Source organism: Parasaccharibacter sp. TMW2.1882, assembly GCF_023337635.1.
Classification (GTDB): domain Bacteria; phylum Pseudomonadota; class Alphaproteobacteria; order Acetobacterales; family Acetobacteraceae; genus Bombella; species Bombella apis.
Genome location: NZ_NWUT01000001.1, coordinates 453,672 through 468,323, shown reverse-complemented (window position 1 = coordinate 468,323; position 14,652 = coordinate 453,672). Strand labels below are relative to the sequence as shown.

The 14,652-nt window shown below is 52.5% G+C and carries 15 protein-coding genes; 7 read left to right on the top strand and 8 right to left on the bottom strand.

Annotation, left to right across the window (positions count from 1 at the left end):
- Positions 1–170 precede the first annotated feature (170 nt).
- From uvrC to rpmG, 4 genes are all read left to right on the top strand, one after another.
- Positions 171–2,048, top strand: coding sequence for an excinuclease ABC subunit UvrC (gene uvrC / locus CO583_RS02280; protein ID WP_248630445.1), 1,878 nt, complete (start codon positions 171–173; stop codon positions 2,046–2,048).
- A gap of 45 nt (positions 2,049–2,093) precedes the next feature.
- Positions 2,094–2,657, top strand: coding sequence for a CDP-diacylglycerol--glycerol-3-phosphate 3-phosphatidyltransferase (gene pgsA / locus CO583_RS02275; RefSeq protein WP_043560391.1), 564 nt, complete (start codon positions 2,094–2,096; stop codon positions 2,655–2,657).
- Between the two features lie 138 nt (positions 2,658–2,795).
- On the top strand, positions 2,796–4,220 hold the full coding sequence (locus CO583_RS02270; RefSeq protein ID WP_248630446.1) for a hypothetical protein: 1,425 nt from the start codon (positions 2,796–2,798) through the stop codon (positions 4,218–4,220).
- 172 nt (positions 4,221–4,392) lie between these two features.
- A complete protein-coding gene (rpmG, locus tag CO583_RS02265; protein WP_043561310.1) occupies positions 4,393–4,560 on the top strand; it encodes a 50S ribosomal protein L33 in 168 nt (55 codons plus the stop codon).
- A 145-nt stretch (positions 4,561–4,705) separates the two neighbouring features.
- Here the strand turns inward: rpmG and CO583_RS02260 are convergent, their stop codons facing one another.
- Positions 4,706–5,029 carry a septum formation initiator family protein gene (locus CO583_RS02260; protein ID WP_043560387.1) on the bottom strand — a complete coding sequence of 108 codons (324 nt, stop codon included), beginning with the start codon at positions 5,027–5,029 and terminating at the stop codon, positions 4,706–4,708.
- 277 nt (positions 5,030–5,306) lie between these two features.
- Between CO583_RS02260 and CO583_RS02255 the strand changes: the two genes are divergently transcribed.
- Positions 5,307–5,564, top strand: coding sequence for a helix-turn-helix domain-containing protein (locus CO583_RS02255; protein WP_249090146.1), 258 nt, complete (start codon positions 5,307–5,309; stop codon positions 5,562–5,564).
- Positions 5,557–6,420, top strand: a complete 864-nt coding sequence (locus CO583_RS02250) for a hypothetical protein (protein ID WP_249090144.1) — start codon at positions 5,557–5,559, stop codon at positions 6,418–6,420. Before CO583_RS02255 ends, CO583_RS02250 begins: the two co-directional genes overlap by 8 nt.
- Here the strand turns inward: CO583_RS02250 and CO583_RS02245 are convergent.
- The 3 genes from CO583_RS02245 to eno form a co-directional block, all read right to left on the bottom strand.
- A complete protein-coding gene (locus CO583_RS02245) occupies positions 6,401–7,810 on the bottom strand; it encodes an Eco57I restriction-modification methylase domain-containing protein (RefSeq protein WP_249103106.1) in 1,410 nt (469 codons plus the stop codon). The two genes, CO583_RS02250 and CO583_RS02245, sit on opposite strands and share 20 nt — an antisense overlap.
- 111 nt (positions 7,811–7,921) lie before the next feature.
- Positions 7,922–8,896: an IS1595 family transposase gene (locus tag CO583_RS02240; RefSeq protein ID WP_249090141.1), complete on the bottom strand. Its 975-nt coding sequence runs from the start codon at positions 8,894–8,896 to the stop codon at positions 7,922–7,924.
- Positions 8,897–9,043: 147 nt separating this feature from the next.
- A complete protein-coding gene (eno, locus tag CO583_RS02235; protein ID WP_043560384.1) occupies positions 9,044–10,330 on the bottom strand; it encodes a phosphopyruvate hydratase in 1,287 nt (428 codons plus the stop codon).
- Positions 10,331–10,443: 113 nt separating this feature from the next.
- Between eno and CO583_RS02230 the strand changes: the two genes are divergently transcribed.
- The gene (locus tag CO583_RS02230; protein WP_086431032.1) at positions 10,444–10,926 is read left to right on the top strand and encodes a DUF3429 domain-containing protein; all 483 of its coding nucleotides are present in this window, start codon (positions 10,444–10,446) and stop codon (positions 10,924–10,926) included.
- 20 nt (positions 10,927–10,946) lie between these two features.
- Here the strand turns inward: CO583_RS02230 and kdsA are convergent, their stop codons facing one another.
- From kdsA to tpiA, 4 genes are all read right to left on the bottom strand, one after another.
- Positions 10,947–11,771 (bottom strand): 3-deoxy-8-phosphooctulonate synthase, encoded by an 825-nt coding sequence (kdsA, locus tag CO583_RS02225; RefSeq protein ID WP_103765486.1) that lies wholly within the window; start codon positions 11,769–11,771, stop codon positions 10,947–10,949.
- Positions 11,768–13,411, bottom strand: a complete 1,644-nt coding sequence (locus CO583_RS02220; protein ID WP_248630447.1) for a CTP synthase — start codon at positions 13,409–13,411, stop codon at positions 11,768–11,770. The genes kdsA and CO583_RS02220 overlap by 4 nt, the downstream gene beginning before the upstream one ends.
- Positions 13,412–13,484: 73 nt before the next feature.
- Positions 13,485–13,814: a preprotein translocase subunit SecG gene (gene secG, locus CO583_RS02215; RefSeq protein WP_043560365.1), complete on the bottom strand. Its 330-nt coding sequence runs from the start codon at positions 13,812–13,814 to the stop codon at positions 13,485–13,487.
- A gap of 18 nt (positions 13,815–13,832) precedes the next feature.
- Entirely contained in the window at positions 13,833–14,627 is a 795-nt protein-coding gene (tpiA, locus tag CO583_RS02210; protein WP_043560363.1) for a triose-phosphate isomerase, read from the bottom strand.
- Between the last annotated feature and the right edge of the window lie 25 nt (positions 14,628–14,652).

Sequence of the window (14,652 nt, the reverse complement as noted above, 5' to 3'; positions counted from 1 at the left end):
TCAGATGGTTATATTCTTTGCCTAAAAAATGGGCAATCTATGAAAAAAGAAGAGAAACCCTATGCTGTGTGCTTTTACCCTTGGAGTATTCACAGCTTTGTCCACAGGAATGGTGGATGAGTATGAAAGGCGCAGCATGATCATGAAAAACTGGCGGAAAACTAGGACATATGCCTGAAAGACCCCACGGCGCCCCTGCGATTCGGAAAGCCCTGAAGACGATTCCTGAAAGTCCCGGCGTGTATCGCATGATCGGTGTGAAGGGGGAGGTGCTGTATGTCGGCAAGGCGCTGAACCTGAAAAAGCGGGTCACGTCTTACACGCATGTCGCCCGTCTGCCGGACCGGTTGAAGCTCATGGTCTCCCTGACGGCCAGCATGGAAATTGTCGTGACACGCACCGAGGCCGAGGCCCTGCTGCTGGAGGCCAACTACATCAAGCGGATGAAGCCCCGCTTCAACATCCTTCTGCGGGATGACAAGAGTTATCCGTGGCTTCTGCTGAGCGGGGATCACGCCTATCCCCGCCTGATGCGCCAACGGGGGAAGCCCGTCAAAGGGGCAACCTATTGGGGGCCTTTTGCGTCATCCAGAGCAGTGGACCAGACAATTCAGGTCATTCAGCGGGCCTTCATGCTGCGGACCTGTACGGACAGCGTTTTCGAATCCCGGACCCGCCCCTGCCTGCTGCACCAGATCAAGCGTTGCTCTGCTCCCTGTGTGGAGCGCATCAGCCCGCTGGAGTATCAGGGGCTGGTGGAACAGACGAAGGAATTCCTGAGTGGAGGCGGCCGGGAGCTGCAACAGCGCCTGACCCTGGAAATGGAACAGGCTTCCGAGGAGCTGGCTTTCGAACGGGCTGCTCTCATCCGTGACCGTATCCGGGGGTTTGCCAATCTACGGGCCTCAGGAACCATCAATCCGGCCAGCATCCAGGAGGCGGATGTCGTTGCGCTCTGGCAGCAGGCGGGGCAGAGCTGCATTCAAGTCTTTTTCATCCGTGGCGGTCGCAACAATGGCAACAGGGCTTTCTATCCCCGGCATGAGGCAGATGAGCCTGCGGCTGATGTTCTTGCGGCGTTTCTCCTCCAGTTCTACGAGGACAAGCAGCCTCCTTTACAGGTGCTGACAAGTTCTGAGCCTGCTGAACAGCCTCTGTTGACTGAAGCGCTGAGCCTGCAACGGGGGCAGAAGGTGCAGATTCTCCAGCCGCAGCGGGGTGAAAAGAAGGCGGTGCTGGACCACGCCATTCTCAATGCTCGTGAAGCTCTGGAGCGTCGGCTTGCAGAAACGGCCGGGCAGGCCGTTCTGCTGGAAAAGGTGGCCGAGCTTTTCGACCTGCCCGAGCCACCGAAACGTATTGAAGTTTATGACAATTCCCATCTGATGGGACAGGCTCCCTATGGCGCCATGATTGTGGGCGGCCCGGAAGGTTTCGTGAAGCGGGCTTACAGGAAATTTGCCATCCGTGGTCCTGTCGCTCCGGGTGATGATTTTGGCATGATGAAGGAGGTCATGACCCGTCGCTTTGCCCAGCTGACACCGGATGATTCAGGGAGTGAAAACTGGCCGGACCTGCTGCTGATTGACGGCGGCAAAGGGCAGGTACGAGTCGTCCGGGAGATTCTGGCGGAGAGGGGCCTGTCCTCCATTCCTGTAGTGGGTATTGCCAAGGGGGTGGACCGCAATGCAGGGAGGGAATGGTTCTTTGTGGAGGGGAAGGAACCGTTCCAGCTGCCCGTCAATGATGCTGTCCTCTACTATCTTCAGCGGTTGCGGGATGAGGTCCACCGTTTTGTCATCACGACACACAGGGCAGGACGTTCCAGAGCGTTGACCCGTTCCGGCCTCGACGAGATTCCCGGTGTTGGCCCAGCTCGCAAGAAGGCTCTGCTGACCCGTTTCGGCTCTGCACGCCATGTCGGGCAGGCGGCTCTGGAAGAGCTGGAGCATGTACCGGGAATTAATCGCGAAATGGCACAGGTCATTTATGGATATTTCCATCCAGAATGGGTAAGAGAACAGAGTGACGTCCTCAAAAAACCCTGACTGAGCACCGTGTTGGGGGGGGGCCTTCCATATTAGGGATATCAGGTGATCAATCTTCCCAACCTTCTCACTCTGTTCCGTATCCTTGTCATCCCGGTGCTGATCGGGTGTCTGGCAGGTGGTGGCCTGTGGGCTGATATGGCGTTTCTGCTGTATGTTGGCGCCTGTGTGACCGACTATCTCGATGGGGCTCTGGCCCGTCGGCAAGGCCTGACATCAGACCTTGGCAGGATGATGGATCCGATTGCAGACAAGCTCCTTGTCGGGGGGCTTCTCCTGGCACTCGCAGGGATGGGAGGGCTGCGGTTCTGCTCGTTGTATGCAGCCATTCTCATCATGCTTCGGGAAATCATGATCAGCGGGCTGCGGGAGTATATGGCCTCCCGCAATGAGACGATTCCGTCCACCCGTCTGGCCAAATGGAAGACAGGCACACAGATGGTGGCCATCGGTTTCCTGATTCTGGGGGAGGGGGCTTCTACCTCCTTTCATGACGTGACATGGTGCTTTGGCGTAATTGGCGCTGCGCTGCTCTGGCTGTCTGTCATTCCGACGCTTCTGACGGGGACAGGCTACCTCAAGGCGACCGTGGCGCAGATGCGGAGATAGACTTGGTGTGAGGTATCTGGCAGCTCGAGATGATGGTGGCAGAAGGTGGGCTGAGCCTTCCTGGGGACAGGTTGCGATGGTTGTAAAGGGTAGGGAATGAAAAGCAGGGAAGGAAAGCTAAAGAGGGTAGGCGCTGTCATGTCCTTCTTTGCGGTGGGGTGTACCAGTTTTTCGGTCAGCTGCACGGGTCTGGACAGGCATCTGGGCAGTACGATCAATCCTTTTGGCAATCCGAACATGCCAGATGCCCGGAGCGAGACGGCGCAGCGTGTCCGGGGAGTGAAGCTGAGCACAATGCCTGTTCTTCCCGAGGAGGGGGATGTCTGGCCGGGTCAGCCGGAGCCTGTGCCCAGCCTTCAGGATGTCAGCCGGTCTGACAGGAATTTTGTTGAGAAATGGCAGAAGGCGCGACCACAGCTTGATGCGGATCTCCGGCAGCAGCTCAATGATGGCCAGGGCATGAGTGTCGGGGAAGATGTCGGGCAGCGTTATGGGTCCGGTAGGGGCGTGATGCCCATAGGCAAACCCATTCCATCCCATGTCAAGGATAATGCGCGGCCTTACATGGAGCCCGCAGGGCGGGGTGTGGTTACCATTCCCAATGGTGATGGAACGGATACGCTCATCGCTCCTGATGGCAGCGTGAAGGTTGTCAGTGCGGGCAGGGCGTCCCTGTACGCACATGCCAGAACATTCGGGCATGTTCATTCTTCTGAGGAATCGCGGCAGGAGGCTCAGGCCGAGCTCCAGAAGGCACCGCCGGTAGAACCGCTTTCCCATCTGGAGCGCAGGGCTGGCGGGGGTGCCGTATCCCGGCAGCCAGCCTACAGGGAGCCGACGATTACGGAAGCGCCCCGTCCGCAGCCCAGGGTCGAGGTTCTTCCCGAACCGCAGCGTCCTGTACGTCAGGCGCCAGCCGTTACGGAAGCGCCCCGTCCGCAGCCCAGGGTTGAAGTTCCTCCCGAACCGCAGCGTCCTGTACGTCAGGCGCCAGCCGTTACGGAAGCGCCCCGTCCGCAGCCCAGGGTTGAAGTTCCTCCCGAACCGCAGCGTCCTGTACGTCAGGTACCAGCCGTTACGGAAGTGCCCCGTCCGCAGCCCAGGGTCGAGGTTCCTTCCGAACCGCAGCGTCCTGTACGTCAGGTACCAGCCGTTACGGAAGCACCCCGTCCGCAGCCTGAGACTGGTGTCGTAGCAGCTCCTCTTCCACAACAGTCTGGAGCTGATGAAGAGATGGGCAGACAGCACAGGTCCAAGGGCAAGGCTGGAGCACATCACAGGCATGAGGCTGCAGTGGTGGATGCAGCACAGCCGGTGGTGGAGCCGCATCGGACGCATAGGCATAAGCATACGCAGGCCCGTCAGCATGAGGTGGTGGTTATCGAGAGGGAGCATCACACGGTCGCCGGACGGCATGTGGAAGCACATGCCCAGAAGGAGCGTCATCATTCGAGCAGAAAACGTGATGATGATTACGTGGATGCTCTGGGCTTTGAGGCTCCTGCGAGGTCCCATCGTTCTCATAAGAGTGAAAGGGTTTATCAGTTTGACTGGGACAAATGAGATCAATCTTGTGAGAAAAAGAGCATAATCTGTCTCAATGAGGGTATCGTGGGCTGGAAAGGGCTTGACCTGAAAGGCTCAAGGTATCATTGTCCCGCTCAGGTATAGGGGATGTGCTGCTCCGACACTGATGAAGCAGCGTCCCATCATGCGGCAGCAGTCCGAGGGTAGTATGGCCAAGACAAACGTAATCATGATCCGTCTCGTTTCTTCTGCAGATACGGGTTATTTCTATGTCACGAAGAAGAATGCCCGTACGGCAACGGGGAAGATGGAAGTACGCAAGTACGACCCGGTCGTGCGCAAGCATGTTGTCTTCCGTGAAGCGAAGATCAAGTAATCGTCATTCCATTTGACGAAAAAGAAAGGCGGCCTTTTGGGGCCGCTTTTTTTTATGTGTCATTGCCCCCAAGAGGGGAGAAACGACCTGATAGTTTACAGGGAAACGTGAGGTGAGCGGGGGCAGAGCCCGGTCATTCTGTCTGTCAATAAAGAGAGTTTTTCTCACCGTAGGGAATGACCAGATCGCCCTTGCGGCTGCTGTTGAGCATCACTCGGCTCCGTTCATCCAGCATGTCCGGGTCCAGGGCTCTTTCATTCAGCGCCATGACGCGCCGACGCCAGATGTCCTGCTCCTTATGGGCATCCAGCAGGGCGGACTGTGCCTCTGCCTGAAGTTTCTTCTGTCGTTGATAGGCCTCAATACCAAGAGTCCCATGCAGGGCATTCCAGATGAAATAGGCTGTCAGAAGCAGAAAGAGGAGCGGAGCGAATACAGCACCCAGTCCACGCCGTAGCAGAGCGATCATGCAATGGCTCCTCGGTCTTCATGTTGATCAGGTTGAAACGGTTATCACCTTATAAGCGGTTGGCGGGAGAGGCAAGGTATCTGCCGGCCATGCCAGAGAGAAATCTGAAGGGGAGGTATAAAAAAAGGGAATTATATACTTAACTCCCTATAATTTTCATTATAGATACATTATCCAATTTTTACTTATAGTTACAGTGTCATACGATAGCATTTTCCTTCAAGAAAGATACTTATAATCCGTGGACTTATAGTCGTTTGAAATCATTATTAGACATATGAGTGCCACGGAGGAATCAGATTTTCTGAGAAATTTTGGATTGCGAGTCAGACAGCTTCGTAAGGATAAAGGTCTTTCGCAAGAAGAATTTGCCTCAATTTGTGAGCTTGATCGAACTTACATTGGTGGCATTGAGCGAGGAGAACGTAATCCAAGTCTGAAGAATATCTTGAAAATTGCAGATGCCCTTCATTCAACGGTGCCAGAGCTTTTTTATAAGTTTCCAACTATCGGAAAGGGCCGAAGAGATGAATGAATATCAGCATAGGAAGCGTGAGATATTGGGGTCACTTCGTGCTGAAATAGGTCCTAAAGTTAATAAAATATCTAAATATTCTTCAACACCGAATGTAAAAGCTAAAATGGTGAATGAGATAATTTCTGAGTGTCGTGCTTCATTATTGACTTCAGTTAATTATCTCTCAAAAAATGAACGTGAAATAGAATCTCTAATCATTCAATATTGTTGTTCGGTTGTTTCTCTTGAATATAGAAATCAAGTTTTCCCATATGAATATATGGCGTTCTCACGGAGAGTTGGAGAGTTGTGGGAATGTTTCTGTAAAACTGCGTGGGATTATCCTGTAAACGATTCTGTATGTCGTATTCAACCTCCTAATTTTATTAATGTAAAGTCCATGATAATTGATCGTATTAGAAGTAACTTGGGAAATAATCCTTCTTCTAATGATGTTATGTCTGATGTGAATAAATTGTGTGATGTGATAGGCAATATCAATATGAAAGAGGATGAAGTTTTTCGTAAAGATGATATTCCTCATGTGATAGATTTTAAGAGCGGATTTGGTTCTAATGAAAAGGGAAATATGCTGCGTTTATTGGCTGTGGGTAAGGCATATAAGATATGGGACAGCAGGACGCAATTGATGCTTCTTATTCGTCAAAATGATAATAATCATTATTTAAATAGTTTAAGGAATTCAAGAATATGGGATGTGCATACGGGTCTGGACTCTTATAAAAAAATAAAGGAAATAACTGGATCGGATATTGAAAATGTTCTAAAAATAATTAATTGGGAGAGTGATTTTAGTAATAATTTTTATGAATTTCTTGTCAGGTATAACCTCACTAAATATCTTGATTGGTGATTACATAATTAATAAATGAATCACACGTTTCTATACTTAATACACCCTTTTTCAAAGATTCATTTACTATAAATTTGGCATTTTCACAATCACTTTTCTGGAAGTGCGGTATAGGAAGTCTTTTAAGGTAGTTAGCCGAGTTATTGGCACTACCGTTAACAAGTTGATTCCGCAGTTTTGTTGCTAAGGATGAGTTTAAATATAAAAGAAGTGCTTCATGGTAAAGTGAAGATACTGGAAATACCCCAACTACACCTTGGTCGAATATAGAATTACTCATTAATGAAGCTGATAAACGCCTTGATGTGACCATCGGTACTGCAAGGCCATTTCTGAAATAATAAGCTAAATTCTGGAGCCGAGCTTTTTTATTATTTTTATAAAAATGGAGTGCCTCTTTGTCCCAACGAATTGCCCATGCTGTTTTATCATCAAAATTGCGATGTCCACCTCGAATGAAAGGGACATAAGCTTTTTGAGAATCCAATCCGCATTCTTTTTGTTGTTGTGACATTTCGCCTTGATAAACATCTTGCCATTGAATTGGATGTCCGTTTAATCTTTTAGTAATTCTTTCAACATCATACCCAATAAATTGACGATTATCTCCTGTGTAAATTCCAGTTTTACATTCAGCGATTTGTCCTAGCGTATCCCAATTTTTTATTTCTGAATGTGCTGAAGTAATATTCGCGTACCATCCATCATTCACATTTTTTTCCAAATTTATCCCAGGAATTTCCCACACAGCATCATCAGACTGCTTTAAAAGTGGAGAGTGATTGTCGAAAGCTTCTATCCATTTTAGTTTAGATGAATGCGTAATTGGTCTCTTATATCCAGCAATAATACAAAGATTAGCATATCCAAAATTTACAGTTTTAAACCGTTTTGAAGGAAAGCGCACGATATGGGTTGGATCACCGTGAGTATTTATAAAACGCCGCAAGGGTGTATGATTTTTGCTAGTTAAGAATGTGTCAGGTAAAAGAAATACATATCTTGCACCGTTCTTAATAGACATAAGCGAAAAAACAAAGAATAGGCCGTAAGATTCCCGTGCATACATATAAGGAAACAAAGATTTTATTTTTGCTCGCACATCTTTGCTCAAATTCAAACCGAACGGTGGATTAGATATGACAGCATCATAATCATACTTTATAGTAGAAAGATTATTTTTATAAATAAAAAGATTTATGAAGTCTTCATGATAGGTATATATAGGAAGATAATGAAATTTTTTCTTGGTCATTGATAAAAGAGACTGGTCTATATCAATAGCATCTATTGAGGATGGCATTCCTTTTAAATTAGAAAGAAGTGACCCATTTCCAACGCTTGGTTCAAGTATGTTTAAACCATTTACATCTCCAAGAAGTTCCGTCATCGCTATATTCACGTCATACGAATCGGTGAAATACTGTTTAAAATTATTATTACTACTATTTGACATTCTTGCTTCACTCACGTTTTAGTGTTTTAAATATATTACTTCCATTTATTCTGCGTTTAAAAAAACATGGCTTATCAAACTCTCATAAGATATTCTAACCCGGAACGCTTTATCAAGCAGGGAGTTGATGCGTTCGTATGTGTGGTTTTTACAGCTTCCTTCGTTTAGGCGAAAGGTGAATTCGTTCAGGTAGCGTTGAAGATGCTTCCCGCTGAACCAATGATAAATCCCATAGAAACCACGCTTCAAAACAGCCCAGACGCTTTCAATGCTATTAGTATGAGCCATATCGTCCACAAACTGCTTTGCGCTATGGTTAACGACCTTATGTGTATATTCCTTCATGCCGACATATGAAGCGTGTTCGTCTGTGCAAAGAATCGTGCCAGTCATAACCTTATTACGGACGGCGTTTTTGATAACAACGGATGATGTGTTGGGCAGCACAGAAGCGTAAACATGGCCCTTACGTTGTCTCAACCCCATCACGATCAGTTTTCCAACTGTACCACGCCCTGCCTTTAGCTTTTTTGAGGCATGTTTGTTCATTTCTTTCCCGCCGATATATGTTTCATCGACCTCAACAATGCCTTTCAGGAAACCATTCGGATTATCATCATCGTCATCATCATCATTTTCCATGCCACAAGCTGTTCTGATGCGCTGTAGCATAAACCATGCTGTTTTTTGGGTTACGCCAAGTTCCTTGGAAAGCTGTAATGACGATATGCCCTTACGAGCTGTGACGATCAGATATAGCGCATAAAGCCATTTATCGAGAGGCACATGCGACCGCTCAAAGATGGTTCCAGTGCGAACGGTAAAGTCCTTCTTGCAGACATTGCAGCGGAAATATCCACCATCAACTTTCCTCCGGTGAACACGGTTTATTTCACCGCAAAAAGGACACTTTGGAAAACCATTCCAACGGCGTTCTTCTAAAACTTTCCTGGCTGTTTCGGCATCTGGAATAGCTTTCAGAAATTGATAGGTGCTTACCGTAACATGGTCGTTGTGCATAAAAGGCCCCCTCTCAAAAGAACGAACCTCTTATAGCACAAAAAAGGGAGTTAAGTATATAGTTCCCTAAAAAAAGCCCCCACCCGTTTCCAGGTGGAGGCCTTTCCGCAAGTTCAGCCGGGAGAACCGGCTAAACTGCTCCCGTAATTACTTGCGGGCTTTTTTCAGGATGCTGTGACCAGCATACTTGGCGCTCTTGCCCAGCTGCTGCTCAATGCGGATCAGCTGGTTGTACTTGGCCATGCGATCGGAGCGGGAGAGGGACCCGGTCTTGATCTGCCCCGTGTTCACGGCGACGGCGAGGTCGGCAATGGTGCTGTCCTCGGTCTCACCAGAACGGTGGCTCATGACAGTGGTGTAGCCAGCGCGCTGGGCCATTTCCACAGCGTGCAGTGTCTCTGTCAGGGAGCCGATCTGGTTCACCTTCACGAGCAGGGAGTTGGCAACACCCTTCTCGATGCCTTCCTTCAGGCGGGCCGGGTTGGTCACGAAGAGATCGTCACCGACCAGCTGGATGCGGTCACCCAGACGCTCTGTCAGCTCTTTCCAGCCTTCCCAGTCATCTTCAGCCAGACCATCCTCGATGGAGACGATCGGGAACTTCTTGGTCAGTTCCTCAAGGTAGGAGACCATCTCGCTGGAGGAGAAGCTCTTGCCTTCGCCCTTCATCTCGTAACGGCCGTTCTTGTAGAACTCGGTGGAGGCACAGTCGAGAGCGATGGTGATGTCCGTACCGAACTTGTAGCCGGCATCGGCAACGGCCTTCTCGATGTACTTCAGGCCTTCCTCTGTGGACTTCAGGTTCGGAGCAAAACCACCTTCATCACCAACGTTGGTGTTCAGGCCGTTCTTGTGCAGCTCTTTCTTCAGACAGGCGAAGATTTCGGAGCCCATGCGGATGGCTTCAGCAACGGAAGAAGCCCCGACCGGCTGGATCATGAATTCCTGGAAGTCGATGGCGTTGTCCGCATGCTCACCACCGTTGATGATGTTCATCATCGGGACCGGCAGAACATGGGCGAATGTGCCGCCAACATAGCGGTACAGCGGCAGGTCCAGCTCTTCAGCTGTGGCACGGGCCACGGCGAGGGACACACCGAGAATGGCATTGGCGCCAAGGCGGCCTTTGTTCGGTGTACCATCAAGGTCGATCATGGCCTGGTCGATGGCGATCTGGTCTTCAGATTCCATGCCACGCAGCTTGTCGGCGATCTCCGTGTTCACGGCGTTGACGGCCTTCAGGACACCCTTGCCGTGGAAGCGTTTTTTGTCGCCATCACGCAGTTCTACAGCTTCGTGGGCACCGGTGGAGGCACCGGAAGGAACAGCGGCACGACCGGTAACACCGGAGGCCAGTTCAACATCTACCTCAACAGTCGGGTTACCACGGCTGTCCAGAATTTCGCGGGCAATAATATCAACAATAGCGCTCAAGGGAATTCTCCTGACTCTATGCGGCGGACCCCGAACGGCCTATTATCAGCTCGCAGACCGGATCCGCTTTCGCTCTATTTCAGTCTCAAAATCCGCGCCCGAGGTCAATTAAGATGCGACAATTTCCTGTCACGGCTGCCATGCTTGTTGCGCTTGGCGGCGTTTTTCCCTTTTTGGTGGGGGGCTGGCTGTTTCTGGCGGGTGTGCTGACATCCCTGCCACATCTCAGCCAGATCCTTCTGGCCTATGGGGGATGCCTCCTGCCTTTTTATGGGGCTGTACAGTGGGGTTTGCTGGCCAGCAAACCCACGATCATTCCGCCAAAGGGAGAGAGCCTGCGGGACAGGCGGGCGCTTCTTTCAGGGACGTTTGCGTTTCTCTGGGGGTGGCTTGCCCTCTGCGTAGGCCTGCTGGGAAATCTGCGCACAGGCTTCGGGCTGGAGGCAATCGGCTTTGCAGGAATTTTTGCTCTGGAACGAATCGCCAACCGGCATGGTGACCTGCCGCAGGGATATATCATGGTCCGGGCCATCAGCACCGGTCTGTGCGTGATTGGCTTCCTGTTTGCCCTTCTATCACCGCAAGGCCAGTTTTGAGAGGGAGGAAGGGCCTCTGATCAGAGGCCCTCAGCTTTCACGAGTTCGTCAATCTTTTTGAGTGGGGTCAGCAATGACCGCATTTCAGCAAGGGGGATCATGGTCGGGCCATCACTGGGGGCCGTATCCGGTTCCTGATGGGTCTCGATAAACAGGGCGCTGACACCTGTCGCCAGGGCGGCCCGGGCCAACGGAGCAACGAATTCACGCTGCCCTCCGGTGGCTGTACCCAATCCGCCCGGTTGCTGCACGGAGTGGGTGGCATCGAAGACGACGGGATAGCCGGTGCGCGCCATGATGGGGAGGGCCCGCATGTCGTTGATGAGTGTATTGTAGCCGAAGCAGGTGCCACGTTCGCAGAGCAGGATACGCTCATTGCCGGTAGATTTCAGCTTGTCGACAATGTTCTGCATGTCCTGCGGAGCGAGGAACTGCCCTTTTTTGACATTGATGGCCCGTCCTGTCCGTCCAGCGGCCAGAAGAAGGTCTGTCTGACGGCAGAGAAAAGCCGGAATCTGGAGAACATCCACAGCTTCAGCTGCAGGAGCACACTGTTCCGGTGCGTGAACATCCGTCAGCACAGGAATATTGAAGCGGGACCGGATGTCGGAGAGGATTTTCAACCCTTCCTCCATACCGACACCACGGGCAGCATGGACGGAACTGCGGTTGGCCTTGTCGAAACTGCTTTTGTAAATCAGCTTGATATCCAGCTCCTGACAGAGCCCATGCAGGGCTTCGGCCATGAAGAAGGCGTGATCACGGGATTCGATCTGGCACGGGCCAGCGATCAGCCGGAAGGGCTGATCCTGACCAATGATAAATTTGCCCAGAGGGACGCTCATACATCCTGTTCCCGTGACAAATGTTCTTTTTTTGCCGCGCCGACAAACCCTACGAAAAGCGGGTGCGGGTCGAACGGCTTGGAAAGCAGCTCTGGATGGTACTGCACACCGATAAACCAGGGATGGTCTGGATATTCCACCACCTCGGGCAGAACGCCATCGGGAGACATGCCAGAGAAGCGCAGGGACGTTTTTTCCAGCACGTCACGGTAATGGACGTTGACTTCCCAGCGATGGCGGTGGCGCTCACGGATGTCCGTCCGGCCGTAGACCTCTGCAACACGGGAGCCTTCAACCAGTTTGGCCGGATAGGCACCGACACGCATGGTTCCGCCAAGGTCGCCTCCTTCACGGCGGCGCAGCAGTTCCGTGCCACGGGCCCATTCGGTCATCAGGCCGACCAGTGGCTCATCTGTCGGGCCGAACTCCGTGGAGGAGGCCTTCTTCAGGCCTGCGAGGGAGCGGGCACATTCAATAACGGCCATCTGCATCCCGAAGCAGATTCCAAGGAACGGAATCCGGTTTTCACGGGCATAACGGACAGCGTTGATCTTGCCTTCAGACCCACGTTCGCCAAAGCCGCCCGGCACGAGGATGCCATCCATGCCACGCAGCTGCTCTTCAAGACTGGAGGGGTCTTCCAGCTCTTCTGCATCAATCCAGTTCATATGGACACGGACATCCTGCGAGATGCCACCATGCAGAAGGGCCTCGGCAAGGGACTTGTAGCTGTCCAGCAGGGCCGTATATTTGCCGACGATGCCGATGCGGACTTCGCCTTTCGGCTCCCGAACGCCACGGACGATTTTCTCCCAGCGGGAGAGGTCTGGCGCTGTTTCGAACGGCAGGCCGAAATAACGCAGAACTTCACGATCCATGCCCTGCTCGTGATAGGCGATAGGGCAGGCGTAGATTGTATCGACATCCAGCGCTGCAATTACGGCTTCGGGACGGACATTGCAGAAGCTGGCAATTTTCTGCCGCTCTGTCTGCGGAATGGGACGGTCGGAGCGGCAGAGAAGAATCTGCGGCTGGAGGCCGACATTCTGGAGTTCCTTGACGGAATGCTGGGTCGGCTTGGTTTTCAGCTCACCAGCGGAGGGAATGTAAGGCAGGAGGGTCAGGTGAACACACATGGTGTTCTCATGCCCCAGATCATTGCGGAGCTGGCGGATGGCTTCCAGGAAAGGAAGACTCTCAATGTCGCCAACCGTGCCGCCGATTTCAACCAGGACAAAATCGTAGCCATCCGTATCGGTAACCACGGCTTCCTTGATGGCATCCGTGATGTGCGGAATGACCTGGACCGTAGCCCCGAGGTAATCGCCCCGGCGTTCCTGGGCGATGACATCGGAGTAAATGCGGCCCGTCGTGGTGTTGTCGGAGCGACGGGCATGAACACCCGTAAAACGCTCGTAATGACCGAGATCGAGGTCGGTCTCGGCACCGTCATCAGTGATGAACACCTCACCATGCTGATACGGGCTCATCGTGCCCGGATCAACATTCAGATAAGGGTCCAGCTTCCTGATGCGGACCTTGTGCCCACGAGCCTGGAGGAGGGCAGCCAGAGCCGCCGAAGCGATACCTTTACCGAGGGAGGATACAACCCCACCCGTCACAAAAACAAAGCGCGTCATGGGAGGCCCTTATATAGTGAAGAGGGGGGGAAGGGGAAGCAGATTATGTGCTCCGCTTCCCCCAAAAATGGCCTCAGGGATGCTGTGGCTGGGACGGTGCTGTCGGAGCCGCTGGAGCTGCTGGTTGGCTGGCAGGAGGATGGGCCAGAATGTCCCGCGTGTTGCCACCGCTGGAGGCCCCACGGTTCAGCACGGCCAGACACAGGCAGAGAATCATGAAAATGGCAGCCAGAACGGCCGTACCGCGGGTCAGCAGGGTGGCTGTCCCCCGGCCGGACATGAAGGAGCCAAGTCCCTGACTGCTGCCAACGCCGAGACCACCGCCTTCGCTACGCTGGATCAGGATAATGCCGATAAGGGCCAGGGCAACCAGAACAGTGAGGATAAGCAGTAATGTGGTCATGCAGTCAGGTCCAACAGGTTATGGGGAAGGCTGAGGCGTTGTTGCTTCAGCCGCAGCGCCAATGATGTCCAGGAAGCTTCGTGCCTCGAGGCTGGCACTGCCGACAAGCACCCCATCCACTGCCTCTATGGACATGATGGAGGGAGCCTGCACGGAAGTTACAGACCCGCCATACAGGACCGGAACACGAATGTCATCCGTCATGAGTCTCATTGGCAGCAGGGCACGGATCAGCTGGAGCTTTCTCTGGAGCTCTTCCCGGGAGGGTGTGATACCACTGCCGATGGCCCAGACAGGCTCATAGGCCACGATTCCACGGAAGCCCCGTGTCAGGGAGCCCTCAATCTGTGTGGAAAGTACGCTGGCGGCCCGACCTTCGTTCCGTTCAGCCAGATGTTCGCCAATGCAGACGATTGGCGTCAGTCCGGCTGCCGTGGCGGCCTTGACCTTCTGACGGATGACTGCGTCCGTCTCCCCATGGTTCTGGCGCCGTTCGGAATGTCCCAGGATGACATAGCGTGCTCCCATGTCCCGGATCATCGGGGCGGAAATATCCCCCGTGAAGGGCCCGGAGGAGGCCGGGTAACAGTCCTGTGCCCCCAGGGCCAGCTGCTCGTGGGGCAGGCAGACTTCCTTCAGGGCCTGATGGACACCATCGAGCTGCGTGAAAGGCGGACAGATGATGGTGTGAAGGTGGGCTGGCGGCGGGGCTTCTTTCATGCCATGGGCAATGTCCCGTGCGAGCTGTAGGCCGTGCTCGTGGCGAGCCTGCATTTTCCAGTTCCCAATGACGAATTTGGGTACGGTGGTCATTCTGCTCTCCCCGGTCGGCACGATG